Below are 26,452 nucleotides of genomic sequence, written 5' to 3'. Positions count from 1 at the left end.
GGCGTGACCGTTATCAGCCGGATCGAAACATTCCTTGTTCCACCCCGCTGGCTCTTTGTCCGGGTCGAGACCGAAAGCGGCATCGTGGGGTGGGGCGAGGCCACCTGCGAGGGACGCAGCGAGACGGTGCGCGCCGCCGTCGGGCAACTCTCGGAGCTGCTCATCGGACGGGACGCCCTCCGGATCGAAGACCACTGGCAGGTGATGACCAAGGGGTCCTTCTACCGGGGCGGACCCATCCTTGCCAGTGCCGTCTCCGGCCTGGACCAGGCGCTGTGGGACATCGCGGGCAAGCACTTCAACACTCCGGTGCACCAGCTGCTGGGCGGCCACGTCCGCGACCGCATCCGGATGTACGGCTGGGTGGGCGGCGACGAGCCGAACGAGGTGGCGGACCAGATCAGCGCCCAGCTGGACGTGGGCCTCACTGCCGTCAAAATGAACGCCAGCGGACGGATGAGCCCGGTGGCGTCGGTGGCAGAGATCGACGGCGTCATCCGCCGTGTTGCCGCGGCCCGGCAGGTCCTGGGCGACCACCGGGACGTCGCCGTCGACTTCCACGGCCGGTTCAGCCTGGCCAACGCCAGGCGGGTGGCCCCCTTGCTGGAACCCTTCCGGCCCTTCTTCCTCGAAGAGCCCGTGGTGCCGGAAAACACCCACCTGCTCCGGGAATTCACCGCGTCCACCACCACCCCGGTGTCCACTGGGGAGCGGCTGTACAGCCGGCAGGAGTTCCTGCCGGCGCTGCAGGCGGGCATCGCGGTGGCCCAGCCGGACCTCTCCCATGCCGGCGGCATCACCGAGGTCCGGAAGATCGCGGCCCTGGCCGAGGTCTACGAAGTCCAGCTGGCACCGCACTGCCCGCTGGGACCGCTGGCGCTGGCCGCCTGCCTCCAGGTGGGCTTCGCCACGCCCAACTTCCTCATCCAGGAACAAAGCATCGGCATCCACTACAACCAGGGCGCCGAAGTCCTGGACTACGTGGTGGACAAGACGCCGTTCAAGTTCGTAAACGGCCACATCGAGCGTCTCACCGGGCCCGGACTGGGCGTCGAAATCGACGAGGCCGTGGTGCGGGCAGCGGACAAGCGCGGCCATGCCTGGCGCGGACCTGTGTGGCGCCACCCCGACGGATCCTTCGCAGAATGGTGAATCCCATGACATCCCAAAATCCAGCCGTCACCTCCGCCGGCCTGCTGGCCGGCATCCGGCAGTCGCGGCTTGTCGGCATTGTCCGCGGGAACGACGGCGGTGCTGCCGCCAAGGCGGCGCTGGCCGCCATGGAGGTAGGCTTCCGGTACGTGGAGATCGCCCTCACCACGCCCAACGCGCTGGAGGCAATCCGCGAGGTCCGCGCGGCTGCGCCGGCCGGCTGCCTGGTGGGCGCCGGCACCGTCCTGAGCGAGGCCGACGTCGAACACGTCACCGCTGCCGGCGGCCAGTTCATCGTCACCCCCTCCCTTGCCCCCTCCATCAGCGAGGCGGCCAGTGCCGGCATCCCGGTCCTGGCCGGCGCGCTGACCCCCAGCGAGGCCTATGAGGCGATGGAACGCGGTGCCACCGCCATCAAGCTTTTCCCGGCATCGATCGGCGGGCCCGGCTACCTGAAGGCAGTCCGCGATCCCTTCCCGGACATCCCCTTCATCGCCGTGGGCGGCGTGGGCCTCGGCGAGGCGGCCGGGTACTGGGAAGCCGGGGCGATCGCCGTCGGCCTGGGCGGTCCGCTGTTCGGCAGCGCAGCCTCCGGCGGCGACCTCACGGAAATGCGGGAACGTGCCCGCAGCTTCCTGGCCCTTGCGGCCGAATTTGCTGCCCGTGCCGGAACCGGGACCCCTTCATGAGCGTTTGCCTGCTGACCTTCGGCGAGTCCATGGTCTCACTCCGCGCCGGCGGCCCCCTGGCGAACGGCGGCACCCTGAACATGCAGGTGGCGGGGGCAGAATCGAACGTTGCCATCGGCGTCGCACGGCTTGGCCACAGCGCTGCCTGGGCCGGGGCAGTGGGCGCGGACCCGCACGGCGAGTTCATCCTGAAGCAACTGCGCGGCGAAGGCGTCCAGCTGCACCACACCGTGCATGCGGACCGGAGCACCGGGGTGATGTTCCTGGAGCAGCGCACCGCCGACCTCAGCCGGGCCTTCTACTACCGCGCCGGATCTGCGGGAGCCACCATCTCCCGCGGCCAGGTTGCTGCGGCCCTGGATGGCGGAACACGGATCCTGCACCTGACCGGCATCACTCCGGCACTCAGCCCGGAAGCGCGGGACGCGGTGGAGTACGCCGCGGAACGGGCAGCGGCTGAAGGCGTGGTGGTCTCCCTGGATGTGAACTACCGGAGCAAGCTTTGGTCCCGGGACCAGGCGGGAGCCGTGCTCGGCCCCCTGGCCCGGCACGCCATCATCGTCATAGCGTCCGACGACGAACTCGACCTGGTTGCCGTCCCGCCGGATGGGAGCGGGGAGGCAACGTCCCCGGCCGATGAGGCCCGTGCGGCCGCGCACCTGTTGGACTTGGGGGTCAGCGAAGTGGTGGTGAAGCGAGGCGCCGCAGGGGCCGCGGTCCATACAGCCGACGGCCTTCTTGAAGCTCCGGCCATCCCGGTGACGTGCGTGGACACCGTGGGGGCCGGGGACGCGTTCACCGCCGGTTACCTTTCCGCCCTGCTCGACGGCGAAGACGTCGCCGGCCGCCTCAAGCGCGGCATCCTCGCCGGCGCCTTCGCCGTCAGCACGCGCGGCGATTGGGAAGGCCTGCCGCGCCGCGATGAACTTGCGCTGCTCGACGCAGCCCGGGGCAGCACCCAGCGCTGAGAAACTGCCCACCCCAACGGGAAATTCCCATCTACCCAAAGCCCCTACCCGAAAGCCAGCTGTGAAAATCATTGCCGCCGACGTCTTTGTTACCAGCCCCACCCGAAACTTCGTGACCCTCCGGATCACCACGGACGACGGCGTGACGGGTATCGGCGACGCCACCCTGAACGGCCGCGAGCTCGCCGTCGCCGCCTACCTCAAGGAACATGTGGCGCAGTTGCTCATTGGCAAGGATGCGCACCGGATTGAGGATACGTGGCAGTTCCTGTACCGGAGTGCGTATTGGCGGCGGGGTCCGGTGACGATGGCGGCGATCGCTGCGGTGGATATGGCGTTGTGGGATATCAAGGGCAAGGTGGCCGGGTTGCCGGTGTACCAGTTGCTGGGTGGTGCGTCGCGGAACGGGTTGCGGGCGTATGGGCATGCTTCGGGTGCGGATATTGAGTCGTTGTTTGATTCGGTGCGGGAGCATCTGGAGTTGGGGTACAAGTCGATCCGGATCCAGACGGCGATCCCGGGGATCAAGGCCGTGTATGGGGTGGCGGCGCAGGCGCAGGCGTCGGGGGAGCGGTATGACTATGAGCCGGCCGGGCGGGGTGCGTTCCCGCAGGAGGAGGACTGGGATACCCGGGCGTATCTGCGGCACCTGCCCACGGTGTTTGAGGCGGTGCGGAACGAGTTTGGGCCGGAGATCCCGTTGCTGCATGACGGGCATCACCGGATGACGCCGATCCAGGCCGCGAAGCTGGGCAAGGCGCTGGAGCCGTATGACCTGTTCTGGCTGGAGGACTGCACGCCGGCGGAGAACCAGGAGGGGCTGCGCCTGGTGCGGCAGCACACCACCACGCCGTTGGCGATCGGGGAGATCTTCAATACGGTGTTTGACTTCCAGACGCTGATCAAGGAGCAGTTGATTGATTATGTGCGGGCGGCGTCCACGCACTTCGGTGGGATCAGTCCGTTGAAGAAGGTGATGGATTTCGCGGCGCAGTACCAGATCAAGTCCGGTTTCCACGGTCCGACCGATATTTCCCCGGTGGGGTTCGCGGCGCAGCTGCACGTGGGGTTGGCGATCCATAACTACGGGATCCAGGAGTACATGCAGCACTCGGCCAAGACCAACGAGGTCTTCGAGCAGTCCATGACGTTCGTGGACGGGTACCTGCACCCGGGCGACAAGCCGGGCATCGGCGTCGAATTCAACGAAGAAGCCGCCGCGGCCTACCCCTACCAGCAGGCCTACCTGCCCTACAACCGCCTCGTCGACGGCACCGTCCACGACTGGTAAGACCGCCACGACTGGCAAGGACCGCCACGACGCGTGAGGCTGGCCACGACCTGCAAGCCGCTGCTTGCGGGGGCGCCCTAACCCTTGAGCCGGAAGGCCCGGCTCTCCCCGGCGAGTTCGGGGGCGAGCCGGGCTACCGTCTCCTCCGCGTAGGAGGCAGCCCTCTCCATCAGTGAGTTGTAGAGGGTGACGAAAATTCGGCGCGCCTCGAACAGTGGAAAATCGTGGGGCAACAGGTCCGGAGGCAAGCCCGGGTCCTCCCAGGGGAAAGCGCGCCACGCATCCATCACCTCGGTCCTCAGCCGGAAGGCCTCCTCCCCGCTCAGGCGCTGGGCGTCAAGTGTCTGGGCCTTCCCACGGTAGGCATCGATAAAGGGTGCGTACTGCCCGCGGAGTTCGTTCAGGTCCCAGGCCTCGATCAACGGCCGGCCGCGTAGTTCCTCCTCAGGCGTGCGGAAGATGGCATAGTTGTCCACGCCCAGATGCCGGCAGGAGTCCTCCAGATCCTGCACCGTGTCCCACGCGGAAACCCAGACCGCGCCGTACAGCGGAGCGAAACCAAGCCACTTGAGCCGGCTGCGGAGCAGGTCACGCACCTCCCTGGAACTCTCGGGAACGGTGAAGGCCATGACAGTCCACATTCTGTCCCACCGGCGGTCCTCGGAACCGAAACCACTGACCTGGCCCACACCCACGTCGAGGCGGGCCTGGGCTTCCGGCGTGAAGCGGTAACGGGACGTTCGTCCCGCGCTCGACTGTTCCAGCACCCCGCGTCCGGCCAGGCGGCTCAGCGCCGTAGAGGCGGCCGACGCGCTGACGCCCAGTGCTCCCGCCAGGGCCACGATCAGTCGTGAGGGCAGCCATCCGGTGTACTCCCGCCAATAGTCCGCCATCATCGTCACCACCAGGTGCTGGGAAGCGGATCCCTTCAACGGCCGCGGGAAATTGACCTGCTCGGCGGCAACGCGGTGTGCGGCGGAGTCGCCGGAGTGGACGTGGAGGTTGCTGGTCACGGTCCATCTTCTCAGGAGGAGAGGGAACGGCAAATTGAACCTTGCAGTTTTCTTGACGGCCGTTGCGATAAGCGCATAATATCTATCCAAGTGATCCGGCCCACACCCCGCGCCGGTAGCTTTTCCCGCCGCAGGAGCGAGTCAGGCCCTGCTTCAAAACTTTCCAGGAGATCCGCAATGACCGCAGGTCCCGGTCCGCTGACGCCGTTGTCACCGGACACCGTTTCCGTCCCCGCCACAGCTTCCAAGGGCAACGCCAACGCCCGCCGTGCCGCTGCCGCAAGCTTCATTGGCAGCACCCTCGAGTACTACGACTTCTTCATCTACGGCTCTGCTTCGGCGTTGATATTCAACAAAATCTTCTTTCCCGGCATCGACCCATCCCTGGGCATGGTCCTTTCCATGGCCACGATCGGCATCGGCTACGTGGTGCGGCCCCTGGCCGCCGGCGTGATTGGCCACTTTGGTGACCGCATAGGCCGCCGCCAGATGCTGGTCCTGACCCTGGTCCTCATGGGAGTCGCCACGTTCCTGATCGGCTGCCTTCCGCCCGTGTCGGTGATCGGCGCCGCCGCCCCGATCCTGCTGGTACTCCTGCGCGCACTGCAGGGGGCTTCGGCCGCCGGCGAGTCCGTGGGTGCCGTGACCATGACCATGGAACACGCCCCTACCCACAGGAGGGCCTTCTACGCCAGCTGGGTCAACACGGGAGCGGTGGCCGGCATCATGCTGGCGTCGCTCGCGTTCCTTGCGGTATCGCTGCTGCCGCAGGACGATTTGCTCGCATGGGGATGGCGCCTGCCGTTCCTTGCCAGCATCCTGGTTGTCGTGGTGGGCCTGTACATCAGGCTCCGCCTCCCGGAATCGGAAGTGTTCGAGGCCGCCAAGGAATCTGCGGGCGCCCAGGAACTGCCCATCAAGGTGGTCCTGCGCGACCATTGGGCCACCATCCTCAAGGTGATCCTGTTCGGTCTCTGGAGCGTCGTTTCCTCGGTGTTCGCGGCCTTCGGTCTTGCCTACGCCGGCAAGCTCGGAGTCCCCGCGGCCGTCATGCTCACCGTCACTATCGTCACCGCGGCCCTGGGCATCGTCGTCCAGCCGTACGCAGGCATCCTGGCCGACCGGATCGGACGTAAACCGGTGTTCATCACCGGCAACATCGTCTGCGCGGCGTCGGTGTTCGCGTTCTTCTGGTCGATCAGCGCCGGCTCCATCCCGCTGATCTTTGCCACGGCCATCCTCTTCATGACCGTCGGCTACGGCATGGTCAACCCGCTTGGCCCATCCATGACCGCGGAAATGTTCGAAACCAGGATCCGCTACACCGGAGCTGCCACTGCCTCCCAGCTGGGGCTCGTCGTCACCGGCTTTGCTCCCGCCATTGCCGCCGCCATCGTCCAGCCCGGCCCTGACGGGTGGCTGCCCGTTGCCTTTTTCACGGCCGCCTGCTGCCTCGTCTCCGCCGTCGTGACCGCCGTGTGGGTCAAGGAGACCTACCGGACCCGGACCGAAGACATCGGCAAGCAACCCGCCTCCGCGGCCTAGCACCCCCACCCAAACGAAAGGCACCCACGTGCGCTACCTTGTCGTCGTCGACGGCGATGTTGAAGCAACCATGACCGACGGAACCATCCTCCGGTCCACCGTCTACCGGCCGGACGCGCCGGATGAAACCTTCCCGGTGCTGCTCACGCGCACGCCCTACGGGCGGGACCTGGCGGTCAACTCGGCGTACTTCAATCCGCTGACCGTTGCGGCGGCCGGGTACGTGGTGGTGATGCAGGACTGCCGCGGCAGGTTCGGCTCGGACGGCAGGTTTGAGCCTTCGGTCAATGAAGCGTCCGACGGCGCCACAACAGTGGAGTGGGCCGCGCGCCTTCCGTGGTCCAACGGCAGGGTGGGCATGTGGGGCCGGTCCTACTTCGCGGAAACCCAGTGGCGTGCCGCCCGGCAGTCCCCGGCAGCGCTCAAGGCCCTGGCGCCGGGGGTCTCGGCGGGCGGCAACGCCAACAACGGTGCGCTGTACAGGGGCGGTGCCCATGAGCTGGGCAGCCGCCTGGCCTGGGGGCACGCCTCGATTTCCCTGAATGAACTGATGCGGGAACATGCTGACGATCCCGAGCGGCGCGCGAAGGAGCTCCAGGAATGGCTTGCCCTGGACACTGGATTTGCCGATGGTTCCTGCTACGGAGTCCTCCCGCTGCGGGACCTGGAACCCAGGCTGGGCACCTTCCTTCGCAACGAGGTCACCCCGTCCGCGGGGGAGGGGCCGGGGAGTGATTTCTGCCGGTTGTGGGATGCCGCTTCCGATGCGGCGGTGCCGCTGCCAACGCTGCACATCGGCGGCTGGTTCGATATCTTCGCCCCGAACACGCTGGACCAGTACCGCCGCCAGGCGGTCCTCAGCAAGACCTTCCCCGGCATTGAACCCCGCCTCATCCTTGGCCCCTGGACACACACCAACCTCACGGGCGGGTACCCGGACATCCACTTCGGCGCAGCCGCGTCCTCCGGCATCGTCGATGGCCGGGGAGATCTGTCGTCCCTCCACACGGCCTGGTTCGACGCCGTCCTCAAGGAGGACGGAGCGGCCATCGCCGCGGTCCCTAAGGTGCTGCTGTATTTCCTGGGCGAGAACCGCTGGCGCGGCTTTGATGAACTGCCGGTTCCCGCCGGGCAGAGGTCGTGGTTCCTTTCCGCCGAGGGGGACCTGCTGGACCAGGCGGGTGTGGACGGAAACGTTGAGTACGCCTACGACCCCCTGGATCCCGTGCCCACTACGGGCGGGGCCACCATGCTCGCCGGCGCCTTTCCCGCGGGTCCGGCGCGGCAGGACGCCGTCGAGGCGCGCACCGACGTCGCCGTCTTCACCACGGAGCCCTTCACCGAAACCACCACCATCTTCGGTGCCGTCACCGCCACCTTGTTTGCATCTTCCAGTGCCGTGGACACGGACTGGGTGGTCCGGCTTTGCAGGGTGTCAGCGGACGGGGTTTCCCTGGGGATTGCCGACGGGATCGTCCGGGCGTCCTGGCGCGATGCCTATGCGGAAACCGGGCTGTTCGAGGAAGGGCATCCGCCGTCTCCCATCGAGCCAGGCCAGGTCTACGAGTACACCATCAGCCTTTGGGAGACGGCTCTGACGCTCGCCCCCGGGGAGCGCCTGCGCGTCCAGGTCACGTCGAGCTGCCACCCGCGCTGGGACCGCAACCTCAACACCGGCAAACTGGCCTACGAATCGGGAGTTGCCGTGACCGCCAACCAGCGTATCCACGTTGGCGCCTCCCACCCCAGCCGCCTGACAGTGGGCCTGCTGTGAGCGCACCTTTACGGCCGCGCCTGGAGTTCCTGACGGAGCTGAACGTAACGGTGGAAACACCCATTGATGTTGGGCCCGCCCCCACCGGCCACCGCAGGATCATACCGATCACCGGCGGAACGATGACGGGGCTCGCCCTCCGCGGCACGGTGCTGCCCGGCGGCGCGGATTTCCAGACCCTGCACAGCCCGGAACTCACCGAGCTTGATGCCCGCTACGTTGTCGAGGCGGAGGACGGGGCATTGATCCACGTGCACAACAGCGCCGTCCGGCACGGCTCAGCGGCCGATATCGCACGGCTGAACCGCGGTGAACCAGTGGATCCGGCCGCCATCTACTTCCGGTGTTCACTCCGGTTCTCCACGGCGTCCAGGGAATGGTCGTGGCTCAACCACGTGGTTGCCGTCGGTACCGGCGAGCGGTACCAGGACGCAGTGAGGATCGCCGTCTTCATCGTCCGCTGACGCCGTTACGGAAGGGTTGTCGTCCCCGGGCTCCATTCCTGCTCCGCGCCCCACAGCGGTTTCCCGAATGCACCCCGGCGGGGATGGCAGGCAGATGCGTGTGGACTAAACACGCCACCTGGCAAGGGCTTCCCGTTGACCCCGCCGTCACCCGGTGTGAGGATGGCGCCATGAATGAGGTTTCGGCCTTTTATACCGGCCCCGGTCAGCTTTTGGCGGCCATCAGTTCTGCCCTGGATGCGGCCGGCGTGGACCGTTCGGCGCTGCGGCCGGCCGACCTCGGTGCTGTCGACGAATTCCATATCCGTGGACGCAGGGCGACGCTGGAAATCATCGAAGCGCTCGGCCTTACTGCAGATTCCCAAGTGCTCGATCTCGGAAGCGGATTGGGCGGCCCCGCCCGGACGCTCGCCGAGATGACGGGGTGCACGGTGACAGGGGTGGACCTGACACCGGAGTTCTGCCAGGTAGCGACGGCGCTTTCGGAGTGGACAGGCTTGTCCGGCCGCACCCGCTTCCACGTTGGGGACGCCACAGCCACCGGCCTTCCGGACGAGTCTGTGGATGCTGCGATGACAGTGCATGTGGCGATGAACATCCCGGACAAGCACGCGCTGTATGCCGAGGCCTTCCGGGTCCTGCGGCCGGGCGGCAGGTTGGTGGTTTACGACGTGCTGCAGGGTGAAGGCGGGGAGGTGCATTACCCGGTGCCGTGGGCCGCTGACCCCTCAACGAGCTTTCCCGCGACCCTGGAGGACATGCGCCGTCTCCTCCCTTCGGCAGGTTTCGACGTCATCTCGGAGGTCGACTCCTCGGACGAAAGCCTTTCCTGGTTCCAGCACATGCGTGCCAAAATCCAGCGGGAAGGGCCAGCACCGGTGACCTTCGCGACCTTCCTTGGCGACAGCTTCGCACAGATGGCAGCCAACCAGGTGGCCAACCTCGCCGAGCGGCGCATCCGGACGGTCATGTTCGTGTGCTCGCGGCCGTGACTTGCGTGCGGGGCTCTGGCGCCCGGGTCTCATAGGTTCCGGCGGCCTTCAGCCTTTACTCGTAGCCGTGTGGTGCGGGGCTCCAGCCTTTGTGCGGTCCCTCGAAACCCTAGGGTTTCGAGGCAACTTTGTGTGTAGCGTATAGGGCACCCCTGATTCTGTTGATCGAAGCAACACCCAATCCAGGGAGTTCCTTCGATGTATCAACAGTTCGATTCGCCCACCGGTGTCAGGTTTCTTGCTCTCATAAAGGAGGGCAAGAGTTTCAGAGAATCAGTACGGGTGACCGGAGTCGGTAAGGAGACGGGTTACCGGTGGCTGCGTGATGAGTACCTCCGATTCCGCAGCAAAGGCCTCGACCACGTAGCTGCCCAGGTCGAACTGGGATTCACGTCACGCAATGCCGAGAAATGGAACGAACGCTTCCTGAGAAGCTCCGGGCGCCATCACTTCCAAGTCGACCCAGCTGTTGAGGAAGCGTTCTGGTCCTCATACTCCACCGGCATGAGCGTATTGGCTGCTGCAACATCAGCAGGCGTAAAGCACACGACAGGGTACCGGTGGGTCTACCGGCGTTTCATCGCTCTGCGAAGTGGACTTCCGCTGGCAGAGGTTGTCGATGCGTTACGACTGTCCCCGGGGACAACCGTTAGATGGGAAGCCCAACGGAGAAAAGAACTGGAAGCCGAAAAAGCACGTCTGCTGAAAGCCGAGCGGGAAGCGATTCGGACCGCGAGGATCGTTGCCGAGAGGGTTGCAGCTCCTTTGTCTCCAGCACAAAAGCGACGCGCGTTACGGGAGACACGATATTGGGAGTTGGTGGGCTCCGGTGCTTCCAATGCTGCCGCCTGCAGGATGTTGGGCGTGAGCAGGGTTATCGGGACAAGGCTTCGGAACCAGAGGGCGCAACAGCCACGGGCCAGCCTCAAACCACCATCGGGCAGGTACTTGTGCCTGCGCGAGAGGCTTCAAATGGCGGACCTGCTCCGCTTGGGATGTTCTCTGCGGCAAATTGGCAGGGAGCTGGGGAGGCATGCCTCGACCATCAAACGGGAGCTTGACCGGCACCGTGATCCCCGGGGGCGCTACTTGCCCCATATCGCCGATCACGAAGCGCGCAGCCAGCGACGTCGGCCGAGGGATCGGAAATTGCACGCTAATCCACGCCTGCACGCACTGGTGCAAACAAAGCTAACCAGTCACTGGTCGCCGGAGCAGATCTGCGGGTGGTTGGCGCTGGAATTTCCCGCTGAACCAGCGCTGCGGCTCTGTCCGGAGACAATCTACCAAGCACTATTGTTCGGCGATCATGGCGGGCTAAGAACGGCTGGCAAGCCACGCCTGCGCACAGGGCGAAAGATTCGTAAGCACCGCTGGCGGACAGGATCAGGTCATGGTTCCGTCGTGAAGAACATGACGATGATTCACGAAAGACCGCCAGAGGTTGATGCCAAAGAAGAGGCCGGCCACTGGGAAGGTGACCTCATCGTGGGGGTTGGTTCCGCATCCGCTATGGTCACCTTACGGGAACGAAAGACCCACTACGGAATCATCATCAACCTTCCGCACGGACACACCGCAGCGCAGACCAACCAAGCGATCATCGCTGCCTTCTCAGGCTTGCCGGCTCACCTGAAGCAGACACTGACTTGGGACCAAGGCGTGGAAATGGCCCGTCATCAGGAATTAGCGGCCGCTACCGGACTGCGGATCTACTTCGCGGAGCGGTCCAGCCCCTGGCAACGCGGCGCGAATGAGAACTTTAATGGCCTCGCGCGCCAATACTTCCCAAAGGGTACGGATCTCTCCGTCCATTCAGAGGTCCACGTCAAACAGGTCTGCGTCGAGCTGAACAGCAGGCCACGCAAAAGCCTCGGCTACCTCACTCCGGCAGCAATCTTTCAATTCTCGACGGACGGATAGGCTCCCGCGCCAAGAGCCTCCAGCTGCCGACTGGCGACGCCTCTCTCGCGTCCCGTCAGTCTGCCCCTATCCTCCGGTTCACAACGTGGCCTGCAGTGGCAGCACTCTTCAGTAGATCTTCAAGGCGATTCCTAAAAGACTGTTCTGCGCCGAAAAAAGTTCGGTCCGTCAAACGCCACCCGAAAGTGTCAAAAGCGCGTGCCTGAAGCTTGCACCCGTCATCGATTGCTGTCGCCGTAACCTCCAGGGCAACTGGAAGAACTTTCTCGCCTGAAAGGAGGTTTCCGAGGATCCTATAAAACCAATTAGAGCCAGCACGGATACGTACCGCTCCGCCGTCGATTTCAACCTTCGCGCGTGACTTAGCGAACGATCCCGCAATGGCTTCGATGGCGGCGCTGGCACCTAAGGGCGATCGCCAGTGCTCAGTTATCTCCACGATTGGTTTTCCCTTGTAACCATCAAGGCCCACGACAACGCCCCCTTCATTGCGGAAGGACGTGTTCTTTGGACGTCCCGGTACCGAATCTACAGGCGATCTTTCTAATGAGGGATAACCTCTTTGCGCAGCCTATCCAGGGGGCCGTTCTATAGCTCCCCTTCGTACTCTCGTAGACTTCAACCACAGGGCGACAGAGCCCGAAAGTAGCCCGTTGTTGCGTCGACCACTTGAATCCGCCGCACCTCCACCGGGCAGTTTTGCGGGCGGGTCTTACGGGAATCTGGGAACCCTTGAACGCCGGGAATTTTGACGCGGGCTATTGGGCCTTGAATGGCGGTCGGTGGAGGACCGCCTTACGGACGCCTCACCGTCCCGGGATTACGTATTGCAGAGCCGGCTGGACCACCATTCAAGCGACAGTTGCTTCGCTTCCTGATGCGAGGTGTTTGATTGTTAGTGTGGCGTGGTGCCCACTCGCGTAGAGCAGTTCTTCTCCCACCTGGACAATATAAGCGGCGGAATTGAGCCCCGCTTCTTTCCGTTCGAGGGGAGCCGAGTCTTACCCCGCGTGACGGTGGTCGTCTACGACGACGTTCCTGGACCTGGGATGCTGACCGGAATCACTTACGGCGTCAGCTTGGCCGATCATCCCCACTGGCGACTCGGCAAACCTGAGCTTTGTATCAGTGTAAGGTCCGATGACCTTCGGTGGCCGCTGGTGCTTGGACACATCGGAGAAACTCAACGCGGAGACAACCCGTTCCATTACGGAGACACGATAAACCTAGGCGAGAGGATCGCCCCCGACTCTGAAATGACAGCGTTCGTCATCTTTGCACCAGCCGTTCTGGACCGTGTCGACTTCGCCGACATCAACGTTGGAGAGACCAGGCCAATCAACATTTGCGGCCTCTACCCGATTCACGAAGCCGAGCGCCTCTTCATTCATAATCACGGGCTAGAGGCCTTCTGGCAGCTCGGCTGGGACCCATACGATGTAGGACGGCCCCCGGCAGTCTGACTTCTCATCGCCGCAAGCAACACCCCCGATCCCAGCCAGGGATCGTTCGTCGGGACGCTTCAGGCAGGATCGATGTCTGCGATCTGGACTGCTGTACGCAGATTGTCGAGGCGGAAAATCCCTGCCGGCACTTGCTCGTCGCGCAGGGTGGTGAACTGGATCTCTTCAAGGTCAGCTGCAGCGAGACGCATGGCATGCTCTAGGCCTGAACCGTCGTTCTCAAAGAGAGGGGCAACGTTCTCTAGGACCGACTGGGTTTCAGCAAGCGTGCTGGTTCCGTTTTCTAGATTTTTGATGGCCTTCAGCACCTTCTTGGCAAGGCGGACGTTGCGATTGTTCATCATCAGGCGGCTGGGGAGGTGCGCATGCGGCCAACCCAGTGCTTGGCCGCAAGGACTTTGAAGGCCGCCCTAGCGTCGTCCCTGAAGGTGCTCGATTTCCACTACGGTTACATGATGATCGCTGATTTCATGAGAGACGAGGCTCGGTCCATGCCGGTGCACCCGACTCCGTCTGACGTGACCGCCCTGCGCGCGTGGCATTGCAAATACAAGTCGCTGGAAAGCCTCTCAACTTTCACCAATCTAAAAACGCTTGTCATTGCGACGTATCCAGACGCTGACCTGACGCCCCTGCACAGTCTGAGCCAGCTCGAGTATCTAAGAGTCATGCACATGCCGAAGGTCTCCGATCTAGGCCCCCTCGGTCAGTTGCAGAGACTGAAGACAATCAGGCTCAGCACACTCCCGAGCTGGAACTCATCTGGGAAGAAGACGATTGTGCATTCGCTGGCCCCTCTAACTGGGCTGCCGCATCTCGCTCACCTCGAGCTCTTTGGGGTGCTTCCCGAGGACGGCAAACTAAACGTCCTGGAGAACTGTCAGTCTCTGGAGCCAATTCGTGTGAGCAAATACAGGAAAAGTGAAATAGAGCGCATCTACCAATTAACTGAAGTGACCAACTCGTTTGCGCCTCCACCAGGCGTGGACGCCTGGAGCTAAAGAAAAGCCAAAGTCCTCCTACGTCCCCTCATGAACATGGGAGTCAATGCGCGGTGAAGGATCCCCTTCCGGGCAGGAATACCATCTCGAAAGCCACTCCCCAAAGATCCTTAATGCTCCTCTGACTGCATCAGATGCCCGGCATATCGGGTGTTAGATTCTGTGGATGGGGACCTCGGAATTAAGGAAGCTGCCATCGGGCTGGCAATGGATAGGGCCGGCTGAGCCGTTCATCGACTGGCTGGATCCTGACGTTTTCCTGATGTATCCCTTTGCGGCAGGGCACGTTCTGCCTCATGGGAGTGAGGACAGCACCTGGATTTTGCACGCTCAGTACGTGTGTCCGATCGGCGTGAACGCTGACGATTTGGGTGAGTTCTGGCCAGGCCAAGGATTTTCTCCTCGACCTCCGCACGGATGGCGGCGGGTACTTTGGAAGGACGTCGCTGAGGCAAAGGGGGTTGCTTTACGGGGGCCTTTGTCCGAGCGGGGCGAAGCTCCTCCTTGTGATGGTTGGGAGGCAGTCATAGATGGCCCGCTGTTCGAGGCCGCAACCGAAGATGCCTTCGTTGTTCCTGCTGAGGGGTCAATGAGCCAACTCGAGCTGGAAAAATTGATACCGATACTTGCGGCGCAGACGACAACTACGCGCATGCACGGAGTGCTTTCCTATATGGACTCCTCAGGCTACCTAGCTGTTCCTGGGGACCCAGAGGGTATTCGCTACGCGCTCAGCTTTGAACTCCCCGGCATGGTCAGCAATTTACTGACTGTTTCCGATCCGAACGACCGGGTCACTCCTGAACTATGGTGGCCCGAAAACCGGGCTTGGCTTGTCTGGAGCGACTACGACCTGATGGGAAGCAAAATTTTCGGAAGCCGGGCGCTTATTCAACAAGTAAGGGAACACCCTGACATCGAAACGCTTGATTGGTTTCCCGACTCAGCACACTGAATCGGGGGTTTTGAGCCATCAGACAGCGGCTCACGCTTTGGCAAGGAAAGCAGCAAGCACCCCTTAGACTCCAGCGCGCCGGCGTCCGATAAAGGATCCTTTACCGGACGGCACCTCTACCCTCTAGCCCCTAGGGGAGTCGGGTCGCAGCTTAGTTATGAGGAGCTTTCATTGCGCTGTGCCCTCGAGGGCCAGCGAAGGAATGAGCGTCTTTCTATCCCCGTTGGCAAGTCTCTGTCCAGGTCCCAAGATTTAACGCAGGCCTCTTCCCAGATTCCGAAGAGCTTCTCGGATCGGTTACCGTGCCTGTAGTCGGCTTCCTCGGGAAAGACCGGCAAGGCGTCGAGGAACACTACGTGTCGGCCGTTCGCCAGTTGGAGTTCTGGGATCAGGTCATCGGGTCGTTCGGTTAGCACCCATCCCGTGAATTTCCGTCCCTTTATGACTTTCCAATTACCTGCGACAAAGACGCCGTGTTGAGGCACTGTGTTGCTTTTGAGGACGCTCAAGACCATGTTGGCGAATGCCTCTTTTACCGCTTCGGATCCAGGCTCCACCCCCACGAATAGCTCAACGGCGTGCTTCCCGGCTCCCGGGCCATGGCGGGTGGCACCAACCGCAGCATATAGGTGGACGCCCATCCGGCTCGTGCCTTTTGGCCACTCGAAGACGCCGACAGATTCCCCTGAGCGGGTGCGCATAGCGTGGTACTCCGGCTCGGAGCCGACCACTGAAACGTAGTGCTCACGCAGTTCCTCAACCACCGAAATGCTCCCCATGAGTTTCATCTAACCATCCCTCGGCGCTCATCGTTCGGTAGAGGATGGCTTATGCATTGAGGCTGTCTTCGGTGGAGACCTCGCGAACCTCGGCAAAGTAACCGTCAGCCTGAAGGCCGAGGGCAAGGTGGGCTTTTCGGGTCCAACGCATGTAGAAGAAGCCGGCCACGCAGTACGACACAAAGGACCCTAAGAAGATGAGGATAGCTGTGTCGGCTGCTGCCCGATACTCGTAGTAACTGGGGTGACCAAATGCAATGTCTCCCCTGAGCAGGGGGTAAAGCACTCCGGCCAAGTAGAGCGCGGCACCCATCCACGGAAGTACGAGAAGTCCGTAGATCGCCCTTAGGCGCTTAGCTTTGCGCTTGTACTGGCCATATTGCTTCTCCCATTCCGCTTGGTTGGTGACAAGCAGAACAGGTGCCATGTTTTTCATATATCCCCCAAGAAGTTCTTTCGCGTTGAAGGAAGAATAGTCGGCAATCAGGCCGCGGCCCTGAACGTCTCCCCTACACAAGCCCGCAGCCAGCCCGTTTGCCGGGTGGTCTAGCGGGACACTGAGGTCCGGTGAGGGATCCTTTACCGAACACCCGCCCGAACCAGACCAGAGTTGAGATCTAGCCCATAACCGCTTTATTGATTTCGGCCAGCCGATGAAGCGAGATTCCGGAGGCTTGTTCTCTAACCAAAGGGTGGTCCGTGGACGGGTCCAGCTCGATGTAGGGGACCACCCCTGGCTCCCTATTGTGCACGTGCGTCGCGATTGAGGTCGTGGGCTGGTCGTAGGGCAACTCGTTACATAGCCAACCGAACACTGGGGGCATGGAGGCTCGGGCAGGATCATCCCAGTGGTCAGCAATCTTTTGGATACTTTCTTGGCTGAGTGAGACCCAAGCAGACCAGCTAAAGACCTCACCGGGGGCATCAATGAGAGGGATCTCAACGTGTCCCCTGAGGAAGTAGTGTCGTTCCCCTCCGACTTCAAGCACGCACATGTCGCCCGTCAGTTCGCCGGCTTCCCGTTCGCTTGAGGTGGCCTGCAGCCAAACATCCGGAGCTTGCGCTCCGAAAACCGTAGCGAGCCCTTGATGTTGGTGTCCGCACGTCTCGCACTGCCATTCGTTCCCGCGCTGGCCAACCATCTATTCCCCCAATTTTTCATGATCATTCTGGCTCCCCGAAGCCTACCTGCGAGGAAGGCCCTTTCCTCGCGCCCGGTGAAGGATCCTCTACCGGACGCCGCGAGGAAAACGTGATCAGCTTTAGCATTGTGGCGCTCTTTCCCGCGGCATACTCGTTGAGCCTGATCGGGAATTGGGGTGCGGTCGAATGGCCGAAAAAGTCAGAATCTCATCATTGGCGCTTACGTTATCGGCTGTCCTGTGTGCGTGCGCAGGTCCTGCCACACCCGTGACCAAAGCCTCCCCGGAAACACCGATCCCCGCTGCTTCTGGCATGCCAACCCGGCTCTATACCCACTGCGGAATCAAGGAATTGCGCGTCGAGGACACATTCTTCATTGCCGAAACACCATTAGACGACGGTCAGGGCAATCCACCTCCGGGATGGGGAAACCCCTGTCAGGACGGCGCGTGTTCATTTTTATCCCCCAGTAAAGGCCCCCACCTATTTCGCGCACGCGTGTCTGGCATAGGACCGGATTCAGTACGATCCACGGTCTGGGGGCTGCGGCACTCGTAGGCTACCACTGCAAATAGAGGCGTATGAGTTGAAGATGTCGCGCCGCAGGGGTTTCCTCCTAGGGCCCCGATCTTGTGCAGGCTCACCGTTCATTCCATCATCCAACCTGTTCAGCCCCCGTCAGGCCTTCAAGGCCTGACGACCTTGCGGTTGTGGTGCACTTAGGGATCCTTCAGCGGACGCTCGGATGACGTGTACTGCATAGGCGGTGACTAGGCGGCTCTGCCGTGGGGACCCGGCGTTTGACGGGAGGCGTCAGGGGATTCTGAGTCGTCCGAAACCTCGTCGAAGAAACGTCGGGGTCGTGGTAGCCACAGCGGGACGATGAGAATTACAGAAATCCAGGCAGCTGCCTACTCCGCCGCGCCCCACAGCGCCTTGCGGAGCAGCCGCTTCAACTCCTGCGACTCCCCGTCGGAAAGCCCGGCCAGCTGGTTCAGCTCGGCCTCGTCCATGGCTGCCCGGGCCTTCGCATGCATTTTGCGTCCCTCAGCCGTGGAGACGATGATCTTGGCGCGCCGGTCCTGCTTCCCCTGCGCCCGCTCCACCAGTCCGCGGCGTTCCAGGTCGTCCACCAGCGTGACCACCTGGCTCGGGTCCAGGCTGAGGAAGTCGGCAAGCTCCCGCTGCGTCGGCTCCAGCCCGCTGCACGCCAGTGTCAGGACTGAGAAGGAGCGCTCCCGCAGGCCGAAGTCCGCCAGTGCCTTGTTGTTCAGGACCGAGCCTGCGGCATGCAGCTTCGCCAGCAGCAGTCCCACGTCACTGCCGATCCTGGCTGCCGCAAGGCGCGGGGTCTGAACGTCTGTGCCCAAGGTGGCCATCACAACTCCGGTACTGGTAAAAAACAATCGTTGACTTTTTCAATGATCCGTAATTTCATTGAATCCAACAAGGATCTCACACCGCAGTGGGACCACCCCAACGGCTTCGGCCGGCGCATGCGAAGGAGCAGGCATGAGTTTGAACGGCAAGGTTGCAATCGTCACCGGGAGCGGGCAGGGCCTCGGCCTCGCCTACGCAAGCGAACTGGCCCGCCAGGGTGCCGCCGTCGTTATCAATGACGTGAACGCTGAAACCGCCGCGCAGGCCGTGGCCCGGATCGAGGCCGACGGAGGCCGGGCCACCGCTGTGGTGGTTCCGGTGGGAACCACGGACGCGGCCAAAGCCCTGGTGGCCGGCGCCGTCGACGCGTTCGGACGGCTGGACATCCTGGTCGCCAACGCCGGGATCCTGCGGGACAAGTCCCTGCTGAAGATGACTGACGAGGACTTCGACCTGGTCATCAACGTGCACCTCAAGGGCACCTTCACCTGCGTCCGGGAGGCGTTTGGCTACTTCAAGGAAAACAACGTGCAGGGCCGCATCATCACCATCGGTTCCCCCACGGGCCAGCGCGGCAACTTCGGCCAGACCAACTATGCTGCGGCGAAGGCCGGGATCGTGGGCATGGTCCGCACCTGGGCGCTGGAAATGAAGAAGGCGGGCGTGACGGTCAACAGCGTCATTCCGGTGGCCGCCACCGCCATGACCAAGACCGTGCCGTACTTCCAGAAGGCAGTGGAGGCGGACGAGCGTGGCGAGGCCATGCCGTCATTCTTCCGCCATGACCTCGGCTTTGGAACGGCCGACGACGTCTCCGGACTGGTTGCCTTCCTCGCCTCCGACGAGGCAGCCAACATCACCGGCCAGGCCATCGGCGCCGGCGGTGACCGTCTGCAGGTCTGGACCCACCCGGAAGCGGCCACCACGGAATACCGCGACGGCGGCTGGACCTATGAGGCCCTGCTGGACAACGCCGGCCAGCTGTTCAACCGGGACACGCTGCAGGGCTACGGCGAGGAATTCCTGCCGCTGCCTGCAGAACTGCAGCCCGAACCGGTCCAGGCGCGCTGATCATGGCAGACCGTTACGAACTGGGCGTCGACCCCGCCAAACTCGAGGCGATCGACATGCACGTACACCTCGAGGTGGACAGCTGCGGGCACGGGTCGCTGCCTGAGGCATTGACCGAAGCATCGGCCAAGTACTTCAAGGCTGAAGACCGCACCCCGTCCCTGGACCGTATCGCCGAGGTCTACCGCGGACTGAACATGGCCGCCGTCGTCTTCACCGTGGACGCCCGCACCCAGCTCAAGCATGAGCCCAACAGCATCCCCGAACTCATCGCCGGCGCCGCCCGGAACAACGACGTACTGATTCCGTTCGGCAGTGTCGACCCGCGCACGGGTGAGGACGCCATCGCCGGGGCCAAGCACCAGGCGGTGGAGCTCGGTGCCCGCGGCTTCAAGTTCCACCCGTCCCTCCAGGGCTTCGACCCCTCGAACGAGCGCTTCTACCCCCTGTGGGGGACGCTCCAGGAACTGGGCCTGCCCGCCATCTTCCATACCGGCCAAAACGGCATGGGAGCGGGCCTGCCCGGCGGGTATGGCATCAAGCTCGCTTACTCCAACCCGTTGCTGCTGGACGCCGTGGCCGCCGATTTCCCGGGCCTGCAGATCATCATGGCCCACCCGTCGGTGCCGTGGCAGGACGAGGCAAACTCCATCGCCACGCACAAGGCCAACGTCTTCATCGACCTCTCCGGCTGGTCGCCCAAGTACTTCCCGGAGTCGCTGGTCAAGGCCTCCAACTCCTACCTTCAGGACAAGGTGCTGTTTGGCACCGACTTCCCGCTGATCACCCCGCAGAAATGGCTGGGAGCGTTCGCCGACCTCCCGCTGAAGGACGAGGTCCGGCCCAAGATCCTCAAGGACAACGCGGTCCGCCTGCTCGGGCTGGGCGGCTGACATGGGCACGCTGACGACGGCGGATGCCGCCCTGGGTGCCCGGCTTTACGAAGCAGCGGATTGGTACGACGCCGAGTCCCTGCTCACGCTCGAGGAGCGCCAGGTCCTGTCCCGGCTGCGGTCATTCCTGGACGCGGAAGCCAGGCCGCTCCTGGCCGAGTACTGGGAACGCGGCGAGTTTCCCGAACAGCTGGCGCGGCCGCTGATCGACCTGGACCTGATGGAACCGGCCGGGCTCACGGCGGACGGACCCGCACGGGGCATCTACCAGGGCTTCCGGATCTTTGAACTTGCCCGCACCGACGCGTCCCTGGCCACCTGGTACACCGCCCAGGCCGGCCTGTTCCGGACGGCCATCCGCGTGGGTGCCTCGGCGGAACAGCAGGCCGAATGGATGCCCAAGGTCATCGACTTCTCGCTCAAGGGCGTCTTCTCGCTGACCGAACCCGGGTCCGGTTCGGACATCGCCGGCGGACTGTCCACCACCGCCCGGCGGCAGGCTGACGGCAGCTGGGTCCTTGACGGCGCCAAGCGCTGGATCGGGGGCGCAGCCACCGCGGACGTCCTGGCCGTGTTCGCCCGGGACGCCGCGGACGGGCAGGTCAAGGCCTTCCTCGTGGACCGCGCCGCGGACGGAATAAGGCTGGAAAAGATCCACGGAAAGACGTCGCTCAGGATGATGCAGAACGCCCACATCACCCTCACCGGTGTCCGCGTTCCCGAGTCGATGCGCCTGCAGAACGTGAACTCCTTCAGGGACGTCGCAGCGATGCTCCGGGCCATGCGTTCGGACGTGGCCTGGATCGCCACCGGCATCGCCGCCGGCGCGTTCGAAGCCGCCCTGGCCTACGTCACTGACCGCCGGCAGTTCGGACGCACCCTGGGTTCCTTCCAGCTGGTCCAGGAAAAACTGGCCCGCATGCTGGGGAACGTCAACGCCGCCCTGTCCCTGGTGGTCCGGCTTACCGAGCAGCAGGCCAAAGGCATCTACCGTGACCAGGACTCTGCTTTGGCAAAGATGCAGACGTCCCTTTTCATGCGTGACACCGTAGCCCTTGCCCGCGAGGTGGTGGGCGGCAACGGCATCACGCTGGCCACGGATGTGGCCCGCTTCCACGCCGACGCCGAAGCCGTCTACTCCTACGAGGGCACCCACGAGATCAACGCCCTCATCATCGGCCGCGCCCTCACGGGCGAAAGCGCCTTTACCCGCTGAACCACCCACCCGCTGAACCCAACTTCCACACTCGAAGAAACAACTGCCAGGAGGCAACGATGCCCAATCTCGTCGTCGATTTCGACACCCTGCTCACCCTGTCCGGCAAGGACCTCGGCACCACCGACTACCGCCAGATCACCCAGGAACAAATCAACCTCTTCGCCGACGCCACCGACGACCAGCAGTGGATCCACACCGATCCCGAACGCGCCAAGGACGGCCCGTTCGGCGCCCCGATCGCCCATGGCTTCCTCACCCTGTCGCTGATCATCCCGTTCTGGGGCGAGCTGTTCGACGTGGACGGCGTCACCACCAAGGTCAACTACGGCCTGGACAAAGTCCGCTTCACCTCCCCGGTGACGGTCGGCTCCAAGGTCCGCATGCAGGCCACCATCGCCGAGGTCACCGAGGTCAAGGGCGGCGCCCAGATCAAGGTCAACGCCACCATCGAAATCGAAGGCCAGGAACGCCCCGCCGTCGTCGCCGAATTCCTCGCCCGCTTCTACAAGTAGGCCGCACTACCGGCAGTAACCCCTTCACCACGACGGCGGCACCACGCGGCGCCGCCTCTTCAGGCAACCCCAAAATCCCCTTCCCTCCGTACCCCATTCCCCAAACCCTAGGAACAGCCATGTCCGGACACACCACGCTCGCACCCGCGGGCACGGCCGCCAAGCGCAAGGAAGCGCGCACGGTCATCCTGTCCAGCTATCTGGGCAGCACGATCGAGTTCTACGACTTCCTGCTGTACGCCACGGCCGCAGCAGTAGCTTTCCCCAAGGTCTTCTTCGCCGGCACGGACGAATGGGTGGGCGTGGTGGCGGCCTACGCCACCTTCGCCGCCGGGTACGTGGCCAGGCCGTTGGGCGGGGTGATCTTCGGCCACTTCGGTGACAAGGTGGGCCGCAAGGGAATGCTGATCATCTCCATGGCCATGATGGGCATCGCCTCCACCCTCATCGGCCTGATTCCCGGCGCCGGCGTCATCGGGCCGTGGGGCGCCGTGATCCTGGTGCTCCTGCGCGTCTGCCAGGGCATCGCCGTCGGCGGTGAATGGGGCGGTGCCGCGCTCATGGCCCTGGAGCACGCCGACCCCAGGCGGCGCGGTTTCGCCGCCTCCTTCGTCAACGCCGGCGCCCCCACCGGCGCCGTGCTGGGCACCGTGGTGATGGGCATCTTCTCGGCATTGCCGCAGGACGCGTTCCTGGCCTGGGGGTGGCGGGTGCCGTTCCTGCTGTCCTTCCTGCTGCTGATCGTGGGCATGTTCGTCCGCCTGCGGGTCTCGGAGAGCCCGATCTTCGCCGAGGCCGTGGCCAAGGAAGAGGCCCAGGCAACCACCAAGCGCAAGATCCCGCTGCTTGAGGTGCTGCGCCGCCCCAAGGCCCTGATCATGATCATGTTTGCCGGCGCCGCCGGGTTCGGCCTGCAGGTGGTACTGCCCACGTTCTCAGTGACGTATGCCGTGTCCAAGGGGGCGCCGCAGCAGGGCGTGCTCTACGCCTTCGCCGGAGCCTCGGCCATCTCCATCATCTTCGTCCTCCTGGGCGGCCGCCTGTCCGACCGTTTCGGCCGCAGGCCCGTGATGATTGCCGGACTGGCCCTGTTCATCGCCTACCTTTTCCCCATGTTCGGCATGCTGGGCTCCGGCAACGTCGGGCTTGTCTTCGTGGCCTTTACCGTGGCACTGGTCCTGCACTCATCCCTGTACGGGCCGCTGGCAGCCTTCGTCTCCGAACAGTTCGGCACCACGTCCCGCTACACCGGCGCTGCGGTCGGCTACCAGCTGGCCACCCTGATCGGGGCGGGTTTCACCCCCGGCATCCTGGCCGGGCTCTACAAGGACTCCGGCCAGAGCATCGTTCCCGTGGTGGTGTTCCTGTCCGTCATGGCCCTCGTCTCGATTGTCTTCATCGCCCTGACGCGCGAGTCTAAGAACAACGACCTCACCACGGTCCGTTAGGAGAACCATGGACAACAACGGAGTTGGATCCTGGCTGCACCGCCGCCGCCGGAAGTCAGGCGCCAAGGCAGCCATCCTGTCCGGAGCCCGCACGCTGAGCTATGAAGAGTTGGCCGACAGGACCGACCGCCTGGCCAGCGCGCTCCGGGACAGGGGAGTGGCAAAGGGCGACCGGGTGGCCTACCTGGGCGAGAACCACCCTTCCTTCGTGGAAACGTTCTTTGCCTGCGGTCTGCTCGGTGCCATCTTCGTGCCGCTCAACACCCGGCTGGCTCCGCCGGAACTGCAGTTCCAGCTGCAGGATTCCGGGGCCCGGCTCCTGGTCAACGCCGGCGCCCTGGGGGCGTCTGCCGCTGCTGCCCTGGAAGGTACGGGCGTCACCCACCGGCTGGTTGTAGCGGCCGACGGCGGGACTGAACCTTCCGCCGGCACCTCACCCGCCGCCGTCGTTCCCTGTGAGGTGGCACCCTACGAGGAGGCGCTGCAGGCTGCGGCACCGGATCCCGCCGACGTGCCGGTGGGGCACGATGACGCGGCGATGATCCTCTACACCTCCGGCACCACGGGCAAGCCCAAGGGTGCCCTGCTGACCCACGGGAACATCACGTGGAACTGCATCAACACCATCGTGGACATGGACCTGAACCGAAACGATGTGGCGCTGATGATCTCGCCGCTGTTCCATGTGGCGTCGCTGGACATGGGCCTGCTGCCGATGCTGCTGAAGGGTGCCACCGTGGTGCTTGAGGCGAAGTTCGATCCCGCCAGGGTCCTGGAACTCATCCAGGAGCACAAGGTGACCACCCTTAACGGCGTGCCCACCACGTTCCAGCTCCTCTGCGAGCATCCGGGATGGGCCGCGGCGGACGTCAGCTCCCTGGACAAGCTCACCTGCGGCGGCTCCGCCATCCCCCGCCGCGTCCTGGATGCGTACGAGGACCGCGGAATCGGCTTCACCAGCTGCTACGGCATGACCGAAACAGCGCCGGGCGCCACCATGCTTCCAGTCGACAGGTCCCGGGACAAAGCGGGCTCGGCAGGCCTGCCGCACTTCTTCACGGACGTCCGGATCGCCGACCCGATGGGCGGTGCAGTGGACCCGGGCGGGGTGGGGGAGATCCAGATCTCCGGCCCCAATGTGATCAAGGAGTACTGGAACCGGCCGGAGGCCACCGCCGCCAGCTACGCGGACGGGGCCTGGTTCCGCTCCGGGGACATGGGCTACCGGGACCAGGAAGGCTTCCTGTTCGTCTCGGACCGGCTCAAGGACATGATCATCTCCGGCGGGGAAAACATCTACCCGGCCGAGGTGGAAGCCGTGATCGCGGAGCACAGGGCTGTCAGCAGCGTGGCGGTCATCGGGGTTAGCGATGACAAATGGGGCGAGGTTCCCCAGGCGATCGTGACCCTGCGGGAGGGCGAATCGCTGACGGAGGAGCAGCTGCGCAGCTTCCTGGACGGCCGGCTGGCCCGGTACAAGATTCCCAAGTCGCTGGTGGTGGTGGCGGACATGCCCCGCACGGCCAGCGGCAAGATCCGCAAGATGGAGCTCCGCAAGCAGCTCTGAGCACCAAAACGGGGCAGGTGCCCGCTGGCCCGTATGGTTCCGCCGTTGTTACCGTTCACGGTCATCAATTGGCGGAACCATACCAGCCGGTGACAGCATGGTTGGATGCTTGAGGCAACTAAATCCCATAATTCCCCGGACGGGACACCCGTCAACCCTGCGCTGCAAGCGGAGAGCAAGATCGCCCGCATCGCGGTGACGGTGTTCCCCATCCTGGTGGTGGCCGCAGGTGTCATCGGCTTCCTGCTCCCCGGGGTCTTCAAACCCATGGCGCCCAGCGTGCCCTACCTGCTGGGCATCATCATGTTCTGCATGGGCCTGACCCTGACTCCGCCGGACTTCGCCGCGGTGGCCAAGCGTCCGTGGGCGGTGGCACTGGGCATCGTTGCCCACTACATCATCATGCCCGGGGCCGGCTGGCTGATCGCCGGCGCCCTCAACCTCGAGCCCGAGCTGGCCGTCGGCGTCATCCTGGTGGGATGCGCACCCTCCGGTACGGCCTCCAACGTGATGGCGTTCCTGGCCAAGGGCGATGTTGCCCTCTCGGTGGCGGTGGCATCCGTCTCCACCCTGATCGCCCCGATCGTCACCCCGCTGCTGGTCCTGTTCCTGGCCGGTTCCTACCTTCAGATCGACGCCGCCGGCATGGTCCTGGACATCGTCAAGACCGTGCTGCTGCCGGTGGTGGCAGGCCTGCTCGCCCGGCTCTTCCTCAAGAAGCTCGTCGCAAAGGTGCTGCCCGCACTGCCGTGGGCGTCCGCCGTCGTGATCTCCCTGATCGTGGCCATCGTGGTGGCCGGCAGCGCCGGCAAGATCATCGGGGCCGGCGCCATTGTGTTCCTTGCCGTGGTGCTGCACAACGGCTTTGGCCTGGGCCTGGGCTACCTCGCCGGCAAAATCGGACGCCTGGACGACAAGGCGCGCCGAGCCCTCGCCTTCGAGGTGGGCATGCAGAACTCCGGCCTGGCGGCGACCCTGGCCACCGCCCACTTCAGCCCGCTGGCGGCGCTCCCGTCCGCCGTCTTCTCCCTGTGGCACAACATTTCCGGCGCCATCGTGGCTGCCTGGCTCGCCCGGCGCCCGCTGCAGGAAAAGCAGGCCTGACCAGCGCCGTCACGCTCCACGGCCCGGAAGCCGGCCTGTTTCCATCCGTACTTCGTGGGTACAGGACCGGGTAGGGACAACGTCGTTCCCGATGTTGCCTGCCGGT

At 64.0% G+C, this 26,452-nt stretch carries 26 protein-coding genes; 19 read left to right on the top strand and 7 right to left on the bottom strand.

Features of this window, described 5'->3' with window-relative positions:
• Window positions 1–3: 3 nt before the first annotated feature.
• The 4 genes from dgoD (at window position 4) to manD (ending at window position 4,100) form a co-directional block, all read left to right on the top strand.
• The gene (gene dgoD / locus ACV095_RS18990; RefSeq protein WP_018770859.1) at window positions 4–1,152 is read left to right on the top strand and encodes a galactonate dehydratase; all 1,149 of its coding nucleotides are present in this window, start codon (window positions 4–6) and stop codon (window positions 1,150–1,152) included.
• Between the two features lie 5 nt (window positions 1,153–1,157).
• Complete coding sequence (locus ACV095_RS18985) at window positions 1,158–1,841, top strand: bifunctional 4-hydroxy-2-oxoglutarate aldolase/2-dehydro-3-deoxy-phosphogluconate aldolase (protein ID WP_478222490.1); 684 nt, start codon at window positions 1,158–1,160, stop codon at window positions 1,839–1,841.
• Window positions 1,838–2,809, top strand: a complete 972-nt coding sequence (locus ACV095_RS18980) for a sugar kinase (RefSeq protein ID WP_478222489.1) — start codon at window positions 1,838–1,840, stop codon at window positions 2,807–2,809. The genes ACV095_RS18985 and ACV095_RS18980 overlap by 4 nt, the downstream gene beginning before the upstream one ends.
• A gap of 61 nt (window positions 2,810–2,870) precedes the next feature.
• Window positions 2,871–4,100 (top strand): D-mannonate dehydratase ManD, encoded by a 1,230-nt coding sequence (gene manD / locus ACV095_RS18975; protein WP_478222488.1) that lies wholly within the window; start codon window positions 2,871–2,873, stop codon window positions 4,098–4,100.
• 77 nt (window positions 4,101–4,177) lie between these two features.
• Here the strand turns inward: manD and ACV095_RS18970 are convergent, their stop codons facing one another.
• Window positions 4,178–5,113 (bottom strand): PaaX family transcriptional regulator, encoded by a 936-nt coding sequence (locus ACV095_RS18970; protein WP_478222487.1) that lies wholly within the window; start codon window positions 5,111–5,113, stop codon window positions 4,178–4,180.
• Between the two features lie 177 nt (window positions 5,114–5,290).
• Here ACV095_RS18970 and ACV095_RS18965 point away from each other — a divergent pair, with 177 nt between their 5' ends.
• The 5 genes from ACV095_RS18965 (at window position 5,291) to ACV095_RS18945 (ending at window position 11,811) form a co-directional block, all read left to right on the top strand.
• A complete protein-coding gene (locus tag ACV095_RS18965) occupies window positions 5,291–6,658 on the top strand; it encodes an MFS transporter (protein WP_478222486.1) in 1,368 nt (455 codons plus the stop codon).
• A gap of 28 nt (window positions 6,659–6,686) precedes the next feature.
• Window positions 6,687–8,432 carry a CocE/NonD family hydrolase gene (locus ACV095_RS18960; protein WP_478222485.1) on the top strand — a complete coding sequence of 582 codons (1,746 nt, stop codon included), beginning with the start codon at window positions 6,687–6,689 and terminating at the stop codon, window positions 8,430–8,432.
• Window positions 8,429–8,896 carry a DUF3237 domain-containing protein gene (locus ACV095_RS18955; protein ID WP_056388262.1) on the top strand — a complete coding sequence of 156 codons (468 nt, stop codon included), beginning with the start codon at window positions 8,429–8,431 and terminating at the stop codon, window positions 8,894–8,896. The genes ACV095_RS18960 and ACV095_RS18955 overlap by 4 nt, the downstream gene beginning before the upstream one ends.
• Before the next feature lie 170 nt (window positions 8,897–9,066).
• On the top strand, window positions 9,067–9,888 hold the full coding sequence (locus ACV095_RS18950) for a class I SAM-dependent methyltransferase (protein WP_056388260.1): 822 nt from the start codon (window positions 9,067–9,069) through the stop codon (window positions 9,886–9,888).
• A gap of 198 nt (window positions 9,889–10,086) precedes the next feature.
• On the top strand, window positions 10,087–11,811 hold the full coding sequence (locus ACV095_RS18945; protein WP_134166168.1) for an IS30 family transposase: 1,725 nt from the start codon (window positions 10,087–10,089) through the stop codon (window positions 11,809–11,811).
• Between the two features lie 55 nt (window positions 11,812–11,866).
• Here the strand turns inward: ACV095_RS18945 and ACV095_RS18940 are convergent, their stop codons facing one another.
• On the bottom strand, window positions 11,867–12,283 hold the full coding sequence (locus ACV095_RS18940) for a hypothetical protein (protein WP_134166166.1): 417 nt from the start codon (window positions 12,281–12,283) through the stop codon (window positions 11,867–11,869).
• Between the two features lie 436 nt (window positions 12,284–12,719).
• On the opposite strand from ACV095_RS18940, the gene ACV095_RS18935 reads away from it, so the two are divergent.
• Window positions 12,720–13,274 carry a suppressor of fused domain protein gene (locus ACV095_RS18935; protein WP_478222484.1) on the top strand — a complete coding sequence of 185 codons (555 nt, stop codon included), beginning with the start codon at window positions 12,720–12,722 and terminating at the stop codon, window positions 13,272–13,274.
• Between the two features lie 59 nt (window positions 13,275–13,333).
• On the opposite strand, the gene ACV095_RS18930 is transcribed toward ACV095_RS18935, so the two are convergent.
• Window positions 13,334–13,618 (bottom strand): hypothetical protein, encoded by a 285-nt coding sequence (locus ACV095_RS18930; RefSeq protein ID WP_134165959.1) that lies wholly within the window; start codon window positions 13,616–13,618, stop codon window positions 13,334–13,336.
• 21 nt (window positions 13,619–13,639) lie between these two features.
• Here ACV095_RS18930 and ACV095_RS18925 point away from each other — a divergent pair, with 21 nt between their 5' ends.
• Together ACV095_RS18925 and ACV095_RS18920 are read left to right on the top strand one after the other, a co-directional pair.
• Window positions 13,640–14,275, top strand: a complete 636-nt coding sequence (locus ACV095_RS18925; protein WP_478222483.1) for a hypothetical protein — start codon at window positions 13,640–13,642, stop codon at window positions 14,273–14,275.
• Window positions 14,276–14,441: 166 nt separating this feature from the next.
• A complete protein-coding gene (locus ACV095_RS18920) occupies window positions 14,442–15,230 on the top strand; it encodes a hypothetical protein (protein WP_134165961.1) in 789 nt (262 codons plus the stop codon).
• 155 nt (window positions 15,231–15,385) lie between these two features.
• Here ACV095_RS18920 and ACV095_RS18915 read toward each other — a convergent pair whose 3' ends face one another.
• The 4 genes from ACV095_RS18915 to ACV095_RS18900 form a co-directional block, all read right to left on the bottom strand.
• The gene (locus ACV095_RS18915; protein ID WP_134165963.1) at window positions 15,386–16,018 is read right to left on the bottom strand and encodes a suppressor of fused domain protein; all 633 of its coding nucleotides are present in this window, start codon (window positions 16,016–16,018) and stop codon (window positions 15,386–15,388) included.
• Between the two features lie 40 nt (window positions 16,019–16,058).
• The gene (locus ACV095_RS18910; protein WP_134165965.1) at window positions 16,059–16,445 is read right to left on the bottom strand and encodes a hypothetical protein; all 387 of its coding nucleotides are present in this window, start codon (window positions 16,443–16,445) and stop codon (window positions 16,059–16,061) included.
• Window positions 16,446–16,626: 181 nt separating this feature from the next.
• Entirely contained in the window at window positions 16,627–17,151 is a 525-nt protein-coding gene (locus ACV095_RS18905) for a DUF2199 domain-containing protein (protein ID WP_134165967.1), read from the bottom strand.
• A 912-nt stretch (window positions 17,152–18,063) separates the two neighbouring features.
• Window positions 18,064–18,531, bottom strand: coding sequence for a MarR family winged helix-turn-helix transcriptional regulator (locus ACV095_RS18900; protein WP_478223480.1), 468 nt, complete (start codon window positions 18,529–18,531; stop codon window positions 18,064–18,066).
• A 133-nt stretch (window positions 18,532–18,664) separates the two neighbouring features.
• Here ACV095_RS18900 and ACV095_RS18895 point away from each other — a divergent pair, with 133 nt between their 5' ends.
• The 7 genes from ACV095_RS18895 (at window position 18,665) to ACV095_RS18865 (ending at window position 26,346) form a co-directional block, all read left to right on the top strand.
• The gene (locus ACV095_RS18895) at window positions 18,665–19,603 is read left to right on the top strand and encodes an SDR family NAD(P)-dependent oxidoreductase (RefSeq protein ID WP_478222482.1); all 939 of its coding nucleotides are present in this window, start codon (window positions 18,665–18,667) and stop codon (window positions 19,601–19,603) included.
• 2 nt (window positions 19,604–19,605) lie between these two features.
• The gene (locus ACV095_RS18890) at window positions 19,606–20,496 is read left to right on the top strand and encodes a 4-hydroxyphenyl-beta-ketoacyl-CoA hydrolase (RefSeq protein WP_018772162.1); all 891 of its coding nucleotides are present in this window, start codon (window positions 19,606–19,608) and stop codon (window positions 20,494–20,496) included.
• A 1-nt stretch (window position 20,497) separates the two neighbouring features.
• Entirely contained in the window at window positions 20,498–21,712 is a 1,215-nt protein-coding gene (locus ACV095_RS18885; protein WP_478222481.1) for an acyl-CoA dehydrogenase family protein, read from the top strand.
• 59 nt (window positions 21,713–21,771) lie between these two features.
• The gene (locus ACV095_RS18880) at window positions 21,772–22,227 is read left to right on the top strand and encodes a MaoC family dehydratase (protein WP_018772160.1); all 456 of its coding nucleotides are present in this window, start codon (window positions 21,772–21,774) and stop codon (window positions 22,225–22,227) included.
• A 119-nt stretch (window positions 22,228–22,346) separates the two neighbouring features.
• Window positions 22,347–23,675 carry an MFS transporter gene (locus ACV095_RS18875; RefSeq protein WP_478222480.1) on the top strand — a complete coding sequence of 443 codons (1,329 nt, stop codon included), beginning with the start codon at window positions 22,347–22,349 and terminating at the stop codon, window positions 23,673–23,675.
• 7 nt (window positions 23,676–23,682) lie between these two features.
• A complete protein-coding gene (locus ACV095_RS18870; RefSeq protein ID WP_018772158.1) occupies window positions 23,683–25,242 on the top strand; it encodes an acyl-CoA synthetase in 1,560 nt (519 codons plus the stop codon).
• Window positions 25,243–25,347: 105 nt separating this feature from the next.
• Window positions 25,348–26,346 (top strand): bile acid:sodium symporter family protein, encoded by a 999-nt coding sequence (locus ACV095_RS18865; protein WP_478222479.1) that lies wholly within the window; start codon window positions 25,348–25,350, stop codon window positions 26,344–26,346.
• The last annotated feature ends 106 nt before the right edge of the window (window positions 26,347–26,452 follow it).

The sequence above is a fragment of the Arthrobacter sp. JDC6 genome (genome assembly GCF_056484025.1).
This window is presented reverse-complemented; position numbering and strand designations above follow the sequence as displayed.

Bases quoted from the DNA above. Each gene is read 5' to 3' on its own strand.
- ACV095_RS18880 (WP_018772160.1), top strand. From the start codon at position 21,772: ATGCCCAATCTCGTCGTCGATTTCGACACCCTGCTCACCCTGTCCGGC.
- ACV095_RS18925 (WP_478222483.1), top strand. From the start codon at position 13,640: ATGCGGCCAACCCAGTGCTTGGCCGCAAGGACTTTGAAGGCCGCCCTA.
- ACV095_RS18890 (WP_018772162.1), top strand. From the start codon at position 19,606: ATGGCAGACCGTTACGAACTGGGCGTCGACCCCGCCAAACTCGAGGCG.
- ACV095_RS18965 (WP_478222486.1), top strand. From the start codon at position 5,291: ATGACCGCAGGTCCCGGTCCGCTGACGCCGTTGTCACCGGACACCGTT.
- ACV095_RS18985 (WP_478222490.1), top strand. From the start codon at position 1,158: ATGACATCCCAAAATCCAGCCGTCACCTCCGCCGGCCTGCTGGCCGGC.
- ACV095_RS18950 (WP_056388260.1), top strand. From the start codon at position 9,067: ATGAATGAGGTTTCGGCCTTTTATACCGGCCCCGGTCAGCTTTTGGCG.
- ACV095_RS18915 (WP_134165963.1), bottom strand. From the start codon at position 16,018: ATGAAACTCATGGGGAGCATTTCGGTGGTTGAGGAACTGCGTGAGCAC.
- ACV095_RS18875 (WP_478222480.1), top strand. From the start codon at position 22,347: ATGTCCGGACACACCACGCTCGCACCCGCGGGCACGGCCGCCAAGCGC.
- ACV095_RS18900 (WP_478223480.1), bottom strand. From the start codon at position 18,531: ATGGCCACCTTGGGCACAGACGTTCAGACCCCGCGCCTTGCGGCAGCC.
- ACV095_RS18905 (WP_134165967.1), bottom strand. From the start codon at position 17,151: ATGGTTGGCCAGCGCGGGAACGAATGGCAGTGCGAGACGTGCGGACAC.
- ACV095_RS18920 (WP_134165961.1), top strand. From the start codon at position 14,442: ATGGGGACCTCGGAATTAAGGAAGCTGCCATCGGGCTGGCAATGGATA.
- ACV095_RS18885 (WP_478222481.1), top strand. From the start codon at position 20,498: ATGGGCACGCTGACGACGGCGGATGCCGCCCTGGGTGCCCGGCTTTAC.
- ACV095_RS18865 (WP_478222479.1), top strand. From the start codon at position 25,348: ATGCTTGAGGCAACTAAATCCCATAATTCCCCGGACGGGACACCCGTC.
- ACV095_RS18945 (WP_134166168.1), top strand. From the start codon at position 10,087: ATGTATCAACAGTTCGATTCGCCCACCGGTGTCAGGTTTCTTGCTCTC.
- ACV095_RS18930 (WP_134165959.1), bottom strand. From the start codon at position 13,618: ATGATGAACAATCGCAACGTCCGCCTTGCCAAGAAGGTGCTGAAGGCC.
- ACV095_RS18910 (WP_134165965.1), bottom strand. From the start codon at position 16,445: ATGAAAAACATGGCACCTGTTCTGCTTGTCACCAACCAAGCGGAATGG.
- ACV095_RS18895 (WP_478222482.1), top strand. From the start codon at position 18,665: ATGAGTTTGAACGGCAAGGTTGCAATCGTCACCGGGAGCGGGCAGGGC.
- ACV095_RS18870 (WP_018772158.1), top strand. From the start codon at position 23,683: ATGGACAACAACGGAGTTGGATCCTGGCTGCACCGCCGCCGCCGGAAG.
- ACV095_RS18980 (WP_478222489.1), top strand. From the start codon at position 1,838: ATGAGCGTTTGCCTGCTGACCTTCGGCGAGTCCATGGTCTCACTCCGC.